11 protein-coding genes are annotated in these 13,805 nt (G+C 69.4%); 6 read left to right on the top strand and 5 right to left on the bottom strand.

Annotated elements, in window-relative coordinates:
- Positions 1-85 precede the first annotated feature (85 nt).
- Entirely contained in the window at positions 86-1,594 is a 1,509-nt protein-coding gene (locus MLG87_RS08830) for an amino acid permease (protein ID WP_243294821.1), read from the bottom strand.
- Positions 1,595-1,707: 113 nt separating this feature from the next.
- Between MLG87_RS08830 and MLG87_RS08835 the strand changes: the two genes are divergently transcribed.
- Complete coding sequence (locus MLG87_RS08835) at positions 1,708-2,412, top strand: ComF family protein (RefSeq protein ID WP_243294822.1); 705 nt, start codon at positions 1,708-1,710, stop codon at positions 2,410-2,412.
- 45 nt (positions 2,413-2,457) lie between these two features.
- On the opposite strand, the gene MLG87_RS08840 is transcribed toward MLG87_RS08835, so the two are convergent.
- Positions 2,458-3,558, bottom strand: a complete 1,101-nt coding sequence (locus MLG87_RS08840; RefSeq protein ID WP_243294823.1) for an NADH:flavin oxidoreductase/NADH oxidase — start codon at positions 3,556-3,558, stop codon at positions 2,458-2,460.
- Between the two features lie 69 nt (positions 3,559-3,627).
- Complete coding sequence (locus MLG87_RS08845) at positions 3,628-4,947, bottom strand: cyclic 2,3-diphosphoglycerate synthase (RefSeq protein WP_243294824.1); 1,320 nt, start codon at positions 4,945-4,947, stop codon at positions 3,628-3,630.
- Positions 4,948-5,100: 153 nt separating this feature from the next.
- On the opposite strand from MLG87_RS08845, the gene MLG87_RS08850 reads away from it, so the two are divergent.
- Complete coding sequence (locus MLG87_RS08850; protein ID WP_243294825.1) at positions 5,101-7,971, top strand: DUF748 domain-containing protein; 2,871 nt, start codon at positions 5,101-5,103, stop codon at positions 7,969-7,971.
- Here the strand turns inward: MLG87_RS08850 and MLG87_RS08855 are convergent.
- Positions 7,964-8,572, bottom strand: a complete 609-nt coding sequence (locus tag MLG87_RS08855) for a 1-acyl-sn-glycerol-3-phosphate acyltransferase (protein WP_243294826.1) — start codon at positions 8,570-8,572, stop codon at positions 7,964-7,966. The two genes, MLG87_RS08850 and MLG87_RS08855, sit on opposite strands and share 8 nt — an antisense overlap.
- Before the next feature lie 454 nt (positions 8,573-9,026).
- Positions 9,027-9,608 (bottom strand): peroxiredoxin, encoded by a 582-nt coding sequence (locus MLG87_RS08860; RefSeq protein WP_026852219.1) that lies wholly within the window; start codon positions 9,606-9,608, stop codon positions 9,027-9,029.
- A 196-nt stretch (positions 9,609-9,804) separates the two neighbouring features.
- Between MLG87_RS08860 and MLG87_RS08865 the strand changes: the two genes are divergently transcribed.
- From MLG87_RS08865 to MLG87_RS08880, 4 genes are all read left to right on the top strand, one after another.
- Positions 9,805-11,115 carry an arginine deiminase gene (locus MLG87_RS08865; RefSeq protein ID WP_243294827.1) on the top strand — a complete coding sequence of 437 codons (1,311 nt, stop codon included), beginning with the start codon at positions 9,805-9,807 and terminating at the stop codon, positions 11,113-11,115.
- Positions 11,112-12,230, top strand: coding sequence for a glycosyltransferase family 9 protein (locus MLG87_RS08870; RefSeq protein ID WP_243294828.1), 1,119 nt, complete (start codon positions 11,112-11,114; stop codon positions 12,228-12,230). Before MLG87_RS08865 ends, MLG87_RS08870 begins: the two co-directional genes overlap by 4 nt.
- Positions 12,231-12,297: 67 nt before the next feature.
- Positions 12,298-13,278, top strand: coding sequence for a lysophospholipid acyltransferase family protein (locus tag MLG87_RS08875; protein ID WP_243294829.1), 981 nt, complete (start codon positions 12,298-12,300; stop codon positions 13,276-13,278).
- Between the two features lie 53 nt (positions 13,279-13,331).
- Positions 13,332-13,802 (top strand): GreA/GreB family elongation factor, encoded by a 471-nt coding sequence (locus MLG87_RS08880; protein WP_243294830.1) that lies wholly within the window; start codon positions 13,332-13,334, stop codon positions 13,800-13,802.
- Positions 13,803-13,805: the final 3 nt, after the last annotated feature.

A 13,805-nucleotide genomic window follows, 5' to 3' on the forward strand; every position in this document is an offset into this window, starting at 1 on the left:
AGAAGCCAGACCTGGCCGGTTTTCCTCTGCGTTCCTCTGCCATCTCCGCGGTCTCTGCGTGTGTGGTGCTTTCCTGGTATGCGGCTCAGGCCTTCTGGTTCCGCATGACGCTGTGCTTCTTCCCGTAGAGGAAGTAGATGACGAAGCCGAGGGCCAGCCAGGTGATGAGGCGCCACCAGTTGGCCGTGGGCAGGGAGAACATCAGCAGGAGGCAGGTGAGCACGCCCATGACGGGCACGAAGGGCACCCAGGGGCAGCGGAAAGGCCGCTCGGCCTCGGGGTGCTTCTTGCGCATGATGAGCACGGCGGCGCAGACGATGACGAAGGCCAGCAGCGTGCCGATGTTCGCCAGGTGCAGCAGGGCGTCGATGGGCAGAAAGCCCGCCAGGGTGCCCACGAAGATGCCGATGAGGATGGTGGACTTCCAGGGCGTGCGGAACTTGGGATGCACGTCGCCGAAGGTGGCCTTGGGCAGCAGGCCGTCCCGGGCCATGGCGAGGAACACGCGGGGGCCGCTGAGCATCATCACCAGCAGCACGGAGGTGATGCCCGCCACGCCGGCGGTGGCGATGATGCCCTCCGCCCAACCCAGCCCCTTCTGGCTGAAGGCGATGGAGACCGGCGCGTTGATGTCGAGCTGGTTGTACTTCACCATGCCCGTGAGCACGGCCACCACGGCGATGTAGAGCACCGTGCAGAGGATCAGGGACACCACGATGCCGATGGGCACGTCCCGCTGGGGGTTCTTGGCCTCCTCCGTGTGGGTGGAGACGGAGTCGAAGCCGATGTAGGCGAAGAAGATGATGGCCGCGCCGGCCAGGGTTCCGATGGGCGCGCCCGCCGGATCCGTCTGGCCCGCCACATGGTGGCCGAAGATGTTCAGGCCGGTCCAGCCGTAGGGGGCGAAGGGGTGCCAGTTGGCGGCGTTGATGAAGAAGGCGCCCACGCCGATGACGAAGAGCACGGCAGCCACCTTGATGGCCACCATGGCCGCGTTGAAGTTGGCACTCTCGTGGATGCCCTTCACCAGCACGGCCGTCACGACGGCCACGATGATCAGGGCCGGCAGGTTCATGGCGGCGCCGGTGCTGGCGAAGTGGCCCGTGGCCGGGTCGTATTTCCAGGGGCTCTCGCTCAGGAGCTTGGGGATGTGGATGCCGATCTTGCTGATGGCGCTCTGGAAGTAGGCCGACCAGCCCGTGGCCACGGCGGCGCTGGAGACGCCGTACTCGAGGATGAGGTCCCAGCCGATGATCCAGGCGAACAGCTCGCCCAGGGTGGCGTAGGCGTAGGTGTAGGCTGATCCGGCCACCGGCACCATGGAGGCGAACTCGGCATAGCACAGGGCCGCGAAGATGCAGGTGATGCCGGCGATGACGTAGGAGAGCATCAGCGACGGACCGGCGATGTTGTGGGCCGCCGCGCCCGTGGCCACGAAGATGCCGGCGCCGATGATGGCGCCGACGCCCAGGGACGTGAGCTGCACCGGGCCGAGGATCCGGCGCAGGCGGTTCTCGCCCTTGGCTTCTTCGAGGAGCAGGGCCAGGGGCTTCCGTGCGAAGACCTGGGAGGTGGGGCGGGATTCGGTCGACATGAACAAAACTCCATGCGATCCGGGACGGGGGGCCCGGAAGGGAATTCCAGGAAAATGGGCCAGGGGGCTTCCGGCGATGCTAGCACCGAATGGATCTCGGTAAGATGCCCCCCATGCTTCCGACGACCTTCCTGGACGGCCTCGCACGGGCGCGGGGTTCCCTGCTCCTGTGTCGGGGTTGCCTGGGATCCGTGGACGCGGAGGCCGAGGCGGGCCTCTGCGCCCGCTGCTGGCAGGGCCTGCAGCCGCTCCCCGAGGGCCGCTGCCGGCAATGCGCCCTGCCGCACGCCGAAGGCCCCTGTCCGGAGGCGGTGGCCTGGGAGCTGGGCGAGGCCCTGTGGGACTATCACGGCGGGCGTCCGCCCTTCGGGGCGCTCGTGCTGCCGGGCATCAAGCGGGGCGAGACGGGGTGGCGGAAGGCCCTCCTCCGGCGCCTCGCCCTGGCGGCCCTGCCGGATTGGGTGCAGGAGGTGGACCGGGTGACCTCGGCCCCCAGCGCCCTGCCGCGCCGCCTGTGGCGGGGGTTCGACCTGGCCGCCGAGGCCGGGCGGGTGGTGGCGGATCGCGCCGGTCGCCCCTACGAACCCCTGCTGGCCAAGGGGTGGTTCCGCGGCCGCCAGGCCACGCGCACCGAGAACGCCCGCCGCCGCCTGCCCCGGAAGGCCGTCGCGTTGCGGCGGGGCGCGATGCCGGGCGGGATCGTGCTGCTGGTGGATGACGTGTGGACCACCGGCACCACGCTCCTCCGCTGCGCCCAGGCCCTGAAGGAGGGCGGTGCGGACGAGGTGCGGGTGCTGACGCTGTTCCGGGCGATGTAGGTTTCAGCTATCAGCTATCAGCTATCAGCTATCAGCTGTCAGCTGTCAGTGGCTGGCCAGCGGCTGCCGCATCGGCACAGAGCTTCCCGCGGCCCGCAGGTAGGAGGCGGGCCAGGCGACTTCGGCGCCCAGGGCCTTGGCGGCGTGCAGGGGCCACCGGGGGTCGCGCAGGAGCTCGCGGCCCAGGAGGACGAGGTCGGCGGATTCCTGGGCCAGGATCTGCTCCGCCTGCTCGGCGTCGGTGATGAGGCCCACGGCGCCGGTGGGGAGGCCGGTCTCGGCGCGGATGCGGGCGGCGAAGGGCACCTGGTAGCCGGGGCCCAGGGGGATCTCGGCCCGGGGCACCAGGCCGCCGGAGGAGCAGTCCACCAGGTCCACACCGAGGTCCTTCAGGTCCTTGGCCAGGGCCACGGACTGGTCGAGGGTCCAGCCGCCCTCCACCCAATCGGTGGCCGATATCCGCGCGAAGAGGGGGAACTCCTCGGGCAGGATGTTGCGCAGGGCGCCCACCACCTCGCGGACCAGCCGCGTGCGGTTCTCGAAGGAGCCGCCGTAGGCGTCGGTGCGATGGTTCGACAGGGGGGACAGGAACTGGTGCAGCAGGTACCCATGGGCGGCGTGGACCTCGATGACCCGGAAGCCCGCGGCCACGGCGCGGCGGGCCGCATCCATGAAGGCTTCGATGAGGGCCAGGATCCCAGGCTCATCCAGGGCTGCAGGCACGGTCCAGCCCGCATCGAAGGGCAGGGGGCTGGGGGCCACGGGGGTCCAGCCACCCGCCGAGGCGGGCAGGCTGCCGCTGCCCTTCCAGGGGGCCGGGTTCGAGGCCTTGCGCCCCGCGTGGGCCAGCTGGATGCCCGGCACCGCGCCCTGCGAGGCGATGAAGTGCGCAATGCGGGCGAGGGCCTTGGCCTGGGTGTCATTCCAGAGGCCCAGATCGTCCGGGCTGATGCGGCCCTCCGGCACCACCGCCGTGGCCTCTGTGATCACCAGCCCCGCGCCCCCCTGGGCCAGGCCGCCCAGGTGGACCAGGTGCCAGTCGTTGGCCAGCCCGTCCGTGGCCTGGTACTGGCACATGGGCGAGACCGCGATCCGGTTCGGCAGCGTGAGGCCGCGGAGGGTGAGGGGTTGGAAGAGGCGGGTCATGGGACCTCCCGGACTTTCGAGCCTACCTGAGGCGGGAGAGGTTCGATGACCCCTCCCGCCGTGCGGAACCTACATGCCGAGTGCCTTGCGCACCTCCCCCTCCAGCACCCCCTCGCGGATCTCCGCCAGGTCGTAGCGGACACGGGTCATGGGCTTGGTCACCTTGAGGACGCGGGTGAGGTCGATGGGGGTGCCGCTGAGGACCACGTCGCAGGGGGTGGCCTCGATGGTGGCTTCCAGATCCTTCACCTGCTGGTCGCCGTAGCCCATGGCGGGCAGGATGCCCTGGGCGTTGGGGTACTTTCGGTAGGTGGCGGCGATGGAGGCCACGGCGTAGGGGGTGGGGTCCACGATCTCGTGGGCGCCCACGGCCTTGGCCGCCACCACGCCGGCGCCATAGGACATGGAGCCGTGGGTCAGCGTCGGCCCATCCTCGATGACGAGGGCGCGCTTGCCCTTCACGAGCTCCGGGCGGTCGCAGGTGACGGGGCTGTGGGCGCGGATGACGCGGGCCTTGGGATTCACCCGGGCGGCGTTGTCCTCGATGGCCTTGATGTCGGCCTCCTTGGCGCTGTCGCACTTGTTGATGAGGATGATGTCGGCCATGCGGAAGTTGGCCTCGCCGGGGTGGTAGGCCATCTCGTGGCCGGAGCGCAGGGGATCGGCCACGCAGAGGTGCAGGTCGCTCTTATAGAAGGGCAAATCGTTATTGCCGCCGTCCCAGAGGATGACGTCGGCCTCCTTCTCCGCGCTGCGGATGATCTGCTCGTAGTCCACGCCGGCGTAGACGATGAAGCCATTGTCGATGTGGGGCTCGTACTCCTCGCGCTCCTCGATGGTGCACTCGTGCTTGTCCAGGTCGCCGTAGTCCGCGAAGCGCTGGCAGGCCTGCTTGGCCAGGTCGCCGTAGGGCATGGGATGGCGGATCGCCACGACCTTCTTGCCGAGCTTCTTCAGGATGTTGCTGATGTAGCGGGTGGTCTGGCTCTTGCCGGCGCCCGTGCGCACAGCCGTGATGCCGATGACAGGCTTGGTGGAGCGGATCATGGTCTTGTCCGCGCCCAGCAGCTCGAAGTCGCAGCCGTGGGCGATGCAGAGGCTGGCCAGGTGCATCACGGTGGCGTGGGTGACGTCCGAATAGGAGAAGACGGCCACATCCACCTTCTCGCGGTGGATGAGGTCCACCAGCTCGGATTCGTCGAGGATGGGGATGCCGTCCGGGTAGAGCTTCCCGGCGAGGACGGCCGGATAGCGGCGGCCCTCGATGCCCGGGATCTGGGTGGCGGTGAAGGCCACCACCTGGTACGCGGGGTTGTCCCGGTACACGGTGTTGAAGTTGTGGAAGTCGCGTCCGGCGGCTCCCAGGATCACCACGCGTCGTGTCGCCATGACACAAGCCTCTCGGTCCAGCGATGCGCCGACACGCTCGGGGGTGGCAGTCCTGGCGGCACCGCGACGGAAGGAGGATAGCCGTCCCGGCCGTATCTTGAGAACGGGGTTGTGGCATGAATCACACCGGGCGGAAAGGTCTATGCTTCTTCCATGCCCATCCCAGCCTCCCTCCAGGCCTTCTTCCGCCGGTGGCGCCGGCTGATCTTCGTGCTGGCGGGGCTCTACGCGCTGTGGGTCCTGGCGGGCTTCTTCCTGATTCCGGCCCTGGCGAAGCCCCGCATCGAGCGGGCGGCCACCCAGGCCCTCAAGCGCCCCACCACGGTGGCCAAGCTCCGCTTCAACCCCTTCACCTTTGGCGTGACGGTAGAGGGCCTGCGGGTGGCCGAGCGGGGCGGCGGGGACTGGATCACCCTCCGGCGGGCCTATGTGAACCCGTATGTCTGGCGGCTCCTGCGGCGCACCGTGGGCTTCGCGATCATCGAGGTGGACGGCCTGACGGTCCGGACGGTGCTGGATTCCGAGGGACACCTCAACTTCCAGGACCTGCTCGAGGAGGAGGCGCCGGCGCAACCCGCCCAGGAGGCTCCGCCCTCCCGGTGGATCCTGGACGTGCGCCGCTTCCAGATGCAGGAGGGGCGCCTGGAGTTCACGGACCGGTCCGCCTCGTCGCCCTTCCACACGGTGCTGGGCCCCGTCGCCTTCCGGCTGGACAACCTGCGCACCGAGGTCGGCCACCGCAGCGGCGTGGCCCTGGAGGCCTGGACCGAGGCCAAGGAACACCTGAGCTGGAAGGGTGACCTCAGCCTCCAGCCCTTCGCCTCCAAGGGCGCGGTGCTGCTGGAGAACCTGTCGCTGCCCAAGTACCGCCCCTACGAGCAGGAGCAGGTCTCCAGCGAGATCCGCAGCGGCATCGGCGCGGCGAAAGCCCAGTACCGCTTCGAGTGGTCCAAGGGTCGCCATGTGGTGGAGCTGTCCGGGATCGAACTGGACGTGAAGGACTTGAAGATCGCCGAGCGCGGCGTGGCTGATCCCGCCATCGAGCTGCCGTCGGTGGCCATCCGGGATGGCCGGGCGGACCTGCTGGCGCCCTCCGTGGAGCTGGGCTCCGTGGCGGCGGAGCAGGGCGTGCTGCGTGTCCAGGCCGCCAAGGACGGCAGCCTGAATGTGGTGCGCCTCCTGGCCCCACCCAAGCCCAAGGAGAAGAAGAAGGACGAGAAGCCGCTCCAGCTCCTGATCCGCGACCTGGCCCTGAAGGGCTTCCGGGTGGGTTGGGAGGACCTGGGGCCGGCGCGGTCCGTGAAGGTGGAGGCCACGGACGTGGTTCTGGGCTGGAAGGACCTGCGCCTGGATCCCAAGGCCGACAGCCCCATGTCCCTGGACCTGAGGCTCGGCGCAGGGACCCTCCATGTGGACGGCCGGGTGGCCCCGCTCAAGCCCTCGGGTGACCTGAAGGTGAAGGCCGAGGGCCTGGAGCTGGCGCCCTGGGACCCCTACCTGGACACGGCCCTGGACCTGCGCCTTGCCTCGGGGAAGCTCGGCGCCGATGGGCGGGTGCGCTTCGCCTTCGAGGGGCGCAAGACCGATGGCGTGTGGTACCAGGGCGCGGCCTCGGTGCAGGCCCTGGAGGCGCGGGACGCGGCCCTGAATGAGCCCTTCGTGCGCTGGAAGGCGCTGCGCCTGACGGGCGCGGATATCCGCACCGCGCCCCTGTCCGTGGCCATCCAGGCCGTGGACTGGACCGAGCCCGAGGGTCGGCTCGTGATGCAGCCCGACAGCAGCACCAACGTGGCCCGGGCCTTGCGGCTGGCCCCGGAGGGCAAGCCCCCGGCGGTCACCGCCGCCGTGGTGCCCGCCACGCCCGCCGCGGCGCCGGACCTGGCCATCGCCAAGCTGGCCATCACCGGCGGGCGCCTCAGCTTCATCGACCGCTCCGTGCAGCCCAACGCGGCGCTGGTGCTCAGCGACCTGGAGGGTAGCTACCTGGGCCTCTCCGGCCGCCCGGACGCCGTGTCCAAGGTGGACTTCAAGGGCCGCGCCGGGGGCCTAGCGCCCATCACCATCACGGGCCATGCCATGCCCCTGCGCCACGACCTGGACACGGACGTGGCCCTGAAGATCCAGGGGGCGGACCTCACGGACTTCACGCCCTACACGGGCAAATACCTGGGCTACACCGTGCAGAAGGGCAAGCTGGACGTGGACGCCCGCCTGCGCATCGACCGTCGGAACCTGAAGTCCGAGAACGCCGTGAAGCTCGACCAGTTCTACCTGGGCGAGAAGGTGCCGAGCCCCGATGCCACGGGCCTGCCCGTGAAGCTGGGCCTGGCCATCCTCCGCGACCGGCGGGGCGTCATCGCCTTCGACCTGCCCATCGAGGGCAACCTCGACGATCCCGATGTGAAGTACGGCAAGCTCGTGTGGAAGGCCATCTTCAACCTGCTGGGGAAGATCGCCACCTCGCCCTTCACCCTGATCGGCAAGCTCTTCGGCGGCGACGCCGGCGACCTCAGCAGCGTGGCCTTCGCCCCGGGATCGAGTGCCCTGGACGCCGCGGCCACGGCCAAGCTCCAGGGGCTGGCCAAGGCTCTGCAGGAGCGGCCGGAGCTTAGGCTGGAGGCTGAGGGGGCCGCGGACGACGGGGCCGACGGCGGGGCCCTCCGCAAGACCTCCCTGGAAGCCCTCCTTCGCCGCACCCGGGCCCAGGGACTCAAGGCGGAGGAGGCTCCCGTGCCGTCCACTGAGCGGGAGCGCTGGCTCAAGGCCGCCTACGACGCCGCCTTCCCCTCGCCCAAGCCCGCCAAGGGCGAGAAGCCCGCGCCGCCCCCGCCTCCGGCGGAGATGGAGCAGCGCCTGCTGGCCGCCCAGAAGGTGGATCCCGCGGAGCTGGCCCTGCTGGCGGACCTCCGCGCCAAGGCGGTGCTCGGTTGGCTGCTGGACACGGCCAAGGCCGATCCCACCCGGGTCTTCCAGGTCCGGACCGGTCAACCCAAGGGCGCGTCCGTGGCGTTCACCCTCAAATAGAAGCCTCGCTGGGCCGCTCCCGCAGGCCATGCACCTGGCTGAACCGGGCCTGGATGAGGGGAAGGTCCTCATCCAGGTTCCCGCTGGGGTGGAACACGGGCATCAGCCGGATCACGTGGTCCCGGAAGTCGAAGCCCACGGGCCAGATGGGCACGCCGGATGCCGTCGCGATCCAGTAGAAGCCGGATCGCCACTGGCTCACGCCCTTGCGGGTGCCCTCGGGCGCCAGGGCCAGCAGGCGGGCGGGGACGCCTTCGAAGGCCTTCACGCAGGCGTCCACCACGCCATGGCTCACCTGGCGGTTCACGGGGATGCCGCCCAGCCACAGGAAGAAGCGCCTGAGGGGCGTCTGGAAGAGGGAGTGCTTGCCCAGCCAGGACACGCGCAGCTCCAGGGCGAAGACCACGGCGACACCCACCACGAAATCCCAGTTCGAGGTGTGGGGGGCCACGATGGTGACGAACTTGGGCTCCTCCGGGAAGGCTCCTTCGATGCGCCAGCCGCCCAGGCGCAGATAGGCCCGCCCCAGAATCCGGCACAGCCAGCCCCGGGGCTGGTGGAGGGCCGGGGGAAGAGGCGGGTAGGTCCTGGACTGGGGCAAAGGTGTCCTCGCGAAGCGGAACGCGGCGTGGAAAGGATGGGCCCCACAGATTAACCGGGCCCGTCCATTCCGGAAGGCGCCCCCGGAACGAAGGAGGGGCGCCTCGCGGCGCCCCTCTTTTCTGACAGCTGATGGCTGACAGCTGATAGCTACTTGGCGGAAGCGTAGGCCTTGAGCCCGTCGAAGGTCGGCCTGGCTCGGGCCTCCGGCCCTCGGGGCTGCGCCCCCGCCATCGGCTGCGCCGATGCGGCCCTATCCTCCCTCCGCTGCGCTTAGGTCGGATGGTGACTCGGGGCTCCGCCCCTCGCCCTCCGGGCGGCAATCGCCTGCGGCGATTCCGTCCTATCCTCCCTCCGCTTTGCTTCGGTCGGATGGTCATGACCTTCGGCCATTCCGCCTCTGTGTACGCGCCGCGGGCGCCTTTCGGCGCCCGCTTCGTGCGTTCCCTGCCGGTCTACTTGGCGGAGGCGTAGGCCTTCAGCCCGTCGAAGGTCGGCTTCATGGCCTTCTCGCCCTTGTGCCAGTTGGCGGGGCAGACTTCGCCGTGCTCTTCGGTGAAGTCGATGGCGTCGAGGAGACGCAGGACCTCCTCCACGCTGCGGCCCAGGTCGTTGTGGTTCACGGTGATGTGCTTGAGGATGCCCTCCTTGTTCACGATGAACAGGCCGCGCAGGGCGATGCCGGCAGGCAGCAGCACGTTGTAGTCCTGGGCGATGGTCTTGTTCAGGTCGGACACCAGGGGGAAGGTCACGCCCTGGATGCCGCCCTCCTTGCGGGGGGTGTTGACCCAGGCGTGGTGGCTGAACTTGGAGTCCACGCTGACGCCGATGACCTGGGTGTTGCGGGCCTCGAACTCCTTGAGGGCGTCGGCGAAGGCCAGGATCTCGGTGGGGCAGACGAAGGTGAAGTCGAGGGGGTAGAAGAAGAGGACGACCTTCTTGCCCTTGTAGTCGGACAGCGAGATCTGCTTGAACTCGCCGTTGACCAGGGCGTCGGCCTTGAAATCGGGTGCGGGCTGGGTGACGAACGCGGCCATGAAGCCTCCAGAAGGGGTCTTGCCCCGGGTTTCGTTGGGAATAATCAGGCTAGGGCCAGCATCCCCGGGGTTCAAGAAAAAATCCGACTAAATCGGTAAAGTATATCGAACCCATGGGTCAACTGAGGCACGCAGATGCAGAAGTCACAAGGCTTCCATGCTACCCTGCGGGGTTCCGGCCCCCCCAAGGACCCCCATGCAGCCCATTCAGCCGATCCAGCTTTCCGTGTTCTCCGAGACCGCCCGCCTCCGGCAGGTGGTGGTCCACAACCCCGGCCCCGAGGTGGACCTGATGGTGCCCGGGATGATGGAGAAGCTCCTCTTCGACGACATCCTCTACGGCGATCTCGCCCGGCAGGAGCATGCCCAGTTCCGCCAGGTGCTGGCCCGGGTGGCGGACGAGGTGCTGGACATCCAGGACCTCTTCATCGAGGCCCTCCAGGACGAGGGCGTGAAGCTGGCCTTCGTCGAGGATCTGCGGCGCCTGGTGGGGCTGCCGGACGACACCTGCAACCTCCTGCGGGACATGACCCCGGCGGACGTGGCCCGCAGCGTCATCGGCGGCCTGCCCTGGGACGACATGCCCGCCCACACCCACTGGGAGGAGGAGTTCGACTACCGGGTTCGGCCCATCCCGAACCTGCTGTTCATGCGCGACCCGGCCTCGGTCATCGGCGACGGCTACAGCGTGAACTCCATGGCCACCTGGGCCCGGGAGCGGGAGCCGCTGATCCTGAGCTACGTCTTCCGGCACCACCCGCGCCTCCGGCACCACACGGAGCACGACAAGTGGTTCGACCAGGTGACGCCCCTCATCCGGGGTGAGATCAAGGCCCCTGTGAGCCTGGAGGGCGGCGACATCCTCGTGCTCAGCCGCAAGGTGCTGGTGGTGGGCTGCTCCGAACGCACCCAGGCGGATGCCATCCAGCTCCTGGCCGAGAGCCTCCGCGACCATCGCGCCGAGGACGACAGCAGCTTCGACCACCTGCTCATGGTGCTCATGCCCAAGAAGCGCAGCGCCATGCACCTGGACACCATCTTCACCCGCACCAGCGAGGGCGAGTGCCTGCTCTACCCGCCCTATTTCGTGGAGGGCAGCCGGGAGCTGCTGAACGTCACCAGCATCGACCTGCGACACCCCGAGCTGCGCATGAGCACCCACCCGAGCCTGCTGAAGGCGCTGAGGGGCGTGGGCATCGACCTGAGGCCCATCTTCTGCGGCGGGAACGACTTCATCCTCCAGCAGCGGGAGCAGTGGACCGACGGGGCCAATGCCTTCTGCCTGGCGCCGGGCGTCATCACCAGCTACGGCCGCAACCTGGCCACCGCCGAGGCCCTCGACCGGGCCGGCTACAAGGTGCTGAACGCCAAGGAGGTCCTGGCGGATCCCGCCCTGGACCTGCTGGACGGAGGGAAGTACCTGGTGCAGATCGAGGCCAGCGAGCTGAGCCGCGCCCGGGGCGGGCCGCGCTGCATGACCATGCCCCTCTCTAGGGAGGGCGCGTGAGCACCGGCCGCGGAGGCGACCTGAATGTCGGCCGCCACCCGGCCCTGGCCCACTTCGACCGGGCCCTGGCCGGAGGCGCGGCCCCGGAGGTGTGGATCCGCTTCCCGCGCCAGCTGGGCGACGTGGTGATGACGCTGCCCTTCCTGCGCACCCTCCAGCACCACTGGAACGCCGTGGCGGCGGAGCGGGGCGTGCAGCTCCGCTGGATCGCGGTGGGTCACCACATCGGAGCCGCCCTGCTCTCCGAGGCCGATCCCGCCTTCATCGCCGAGGCCCACATCGAAGGCGGCGGGGCGGCCAAGCCCGATCCCTGGGCTCTGGTGCGGGGCTGGCGCAAGCGTCCGCCCGCGGCCTTCCTGAACCTCTCCCAGAGCGCCCGCCTGCCCTTCGCCGCCTGGCTGAGCCGGGTGCCCCTCCGAGCCGGCATCGCCGACAACCACCTGCGCCTGCTGTACCACCACAGCATCCGCTACCGGAACCTGCCCCTCCACATCGCCACCCGCATCCAGCCTCTGCTCGAAGCCCTCACGGGCGACGATCGGGCCCTCTGGCTGCCCCTGACCCCGGCCCTGCTGGGCGGGCACAAGGGGCCGGACAAGCTGCGGGCCGAGGGCTGGGGCGGGGAGCCCTACGTCACCCTGGCCTTCGGCACCCGCGGCTTCGGCAAGCGCTGGTTCCCCGAGGATCACACCTGGCCCGAGCTGATGCGCCTGCTCCAGGGGCAGGGCTTCCGTCCGGTGCTGCTGGGCGGGCCCGACGAGGTGCCTCTGGGCGAGGCCCTGGCGGGTGCCGTCCCCGGGGCCCTGAACCTGGCCGGGAAGACCACCCTGCCCGAAGCCTGCGCCATCCAGGCCGCGGCCCAGGGCAACGTGGCCATCGACACGGGCCTGGCCCACACGGCCGCCGCCACGGGAAGGCCCACGGTCACCCTCTTCGGGCCCAGCCCCGAGGTCTGGGTGAACCCCATCGGGCCCAGGGCCCTGCCCCTGCGGGGGCCGGATGTGGACTGCGACCCGGCGGCTCCGGGCGGCTTCCCCACCCACGGCTCCAGCGCCCACCGGATCTCTCCGGCGAGGGTGATGGAAGTGTTGGAAATGTTGATGAAGGAATCCTGAGCGAGGTTCCTGCTAGACTGAATTTCCGCGCCTCGTCACCCGAGGCGCCCCTTTTTTTAGGCCCGACTTGACCGCCACCCCCCCGCAGACCTCCCGACCCAAGCTCCGGCATCGTCTGGAGTACGGGCTGTTCCGCCTGCTGGACGGGATCCTCGGTCGCCTGCCCATGACCACCGTCCAGACCCTGGGCGAGGGGGCGGGCGCGCTGTTCTACCTGGTGGACCCCCGGCACCGCCGCATCGTCCGGGAGAACCTGCGCTTCGCGGACCTGGATCTCTCCGAGGCCGAGACCCGGGCCCTCTCCCTGGCCTGCTTCCGCCACTTCGGGGGCCTCTTCGTGAGCCTCCTCCGCCTGCGCCACGCCACGCCCGAGGAATTGGACCGCTGGATCAAGGTCGAGGGATTGGAACATTTCGATGCCGTCCAGGCCGCGGGCAGGGGCTTCATCCAGCTCACGGGCCACTACGGCAACTGGGAGGCCGTCGCCCTGGCCCAGAGCCGCCTGGGCCGTACCATTGACGCCATCGGGCGGGAGCTGGACAACCCCCTGCTGGAACCCATCTCCCTGGCCTTCCGCACCCGGTTTGGCAACCGGGTGATCCTCAAGGACGGCGCCATGCGCGACACGCTGAAGGCCCTCAGGTCGGGGCGGGGCGTGGGCTTCCTCCTGGACCAGGACGCCCTCACCAGCGGCGTGTTCGTCCGCTTCCTGGGCCAGTGGGCCTCCACCTTCTCCACCGCCGGCAGCCTGGCCGCCCGCTACGACCTGCCGGTCCTGCCGGTCTTCAGCTGGCCCAACCCCGACGGCACCACCACGGTGCGCTTCGAGCCCGCCTTCCACGTACCCGTCACCGGGGACGCGGCCCGGGATGCCTGGGTGGCCACCCAGCTCATGACCGCCCGCATCGAGACCCAGATCCGCAAGGATCCCCGCTGGTGGTTCTGGATGCATCGCCGCTTCAAGACCCGGCCGGGGGAGGGCCACCCCCTCCCGGCTCCGCTTCCGCCCCGGGAGTGGGTAGAATCGATCCAACCACCCCCTGCGTGACCGGGCCCCTTCGGCCCGCCATTTTTTTGACCCCCTTTACCAGGACACCCCCCATGCCCAAGCACGTGCTTGCGAAGCTCGAACAGGAACTCAAGACCGTCAAGCAGGCCCTCCTGGTGGACATCCCCCAGGAGATCGCCCGGGCCGCCGGCCAGGGCGACCTGTCCGAGAACGCCGAATACGAACAGGCCCTCGCCAAGCGGGACATGTTCCAGAACAAGCTGGTGACGCTGGAGAAGCGCATCTCCGAGGTGGCCAGCCTGGACATCAGCCGTCTGCCCAAGACCCGGGCCGCCTACGGGTCCAAAGTCACGATCCTGGACCTGGATTCCGAGGAGGAGTTCACCTTCAAGCTGGTGCTTCCTGAGGAACTCGACGGCCATCCCCAGCATCTCAGCATCAGCTCCCCCATCGGCATGGCGCTGGTGGGCCAGGAGGAGGGCAACGAGGTGCGGGTCCAGATCCCGGCGGGCGTCCGGCGCTTCGAGATCCTGGAACTGAAGACCATTCACGATGTAGCCTAGGTC

Origin of the sequence: Geothrix mesophila (genome assembly GCF_022808835.1) — a bacterium.
Classification (GTDB): Bacteria; Acidobacteriota; Holophagae; order Holophagales; family Holophagaceae; genus Geothrix; species Geothrix paludis.

What these genes read in the sequence shown, in the direction of transcription:
- MLG87_RS08830 (WP_243294821.1), bottom strand. Translation starts at nt 1,594, where the DNA reads ATGTCGACCGAATCCCGCCCCACCTCCCAGGTCTTCGCACGGAAGCCC.
- MLG87_RS08835 (WP_243294822.1), top strand. Translation starts at nt 1,708, where the DNA reads ATGCTTCCGACGACCTTCCTGGACGGCCTCGCACGGGCGCGGGGTTCC.
- MLG87_RS08840 (WP_243294823.1), bottom strand. Translation starts at nt 3,558, where the DNA reads ATGACCCGCCTCTTCCAACCCCTCACCCTCCGCGGCCTCACGCTGCCG.
- MLG87_RS08845 (WP_243294824.1), bottom strand. Translation starts at nt 4,947, where the DNA reads ATGGCGACACGACGCGTGGTGATCCTGGGAGCCGCCGGACGCGACTTC.
- MLG87_RS08850 (WP_243294825.1), top strand. Translation starts at nt 5,101, where the DNA reads ATGCCCATCCCAGCCTCCCTCCAGGCCTTCTTCCGCCGGTGGCGCCGG.
- MLG87_RS08860 (WP_026852219.1), bottom strand. Translation starts at nt 9,608, where the DNA reads ATGGCCGCGTTCGTCACCCAGCCCGCACCCGATTTCAAGGCCGACGCC.
- MLG87_RS08865 (WP_243294827.1), top strand. Translation starts at nt 9,805, where the DNA reads ATGCAGCCCATTCAGCCGATCCAGCTTTCCGTGTTCTCCGAGACCGCC.
- MLG87_RS08880 (WP_243294830.1), top strand. Translation starts at nt 13,332, where the DNA reads ATGCCCAAGCACGTGCTTGCGAAGCTCGAACAGGAACTCAAGACCGTC.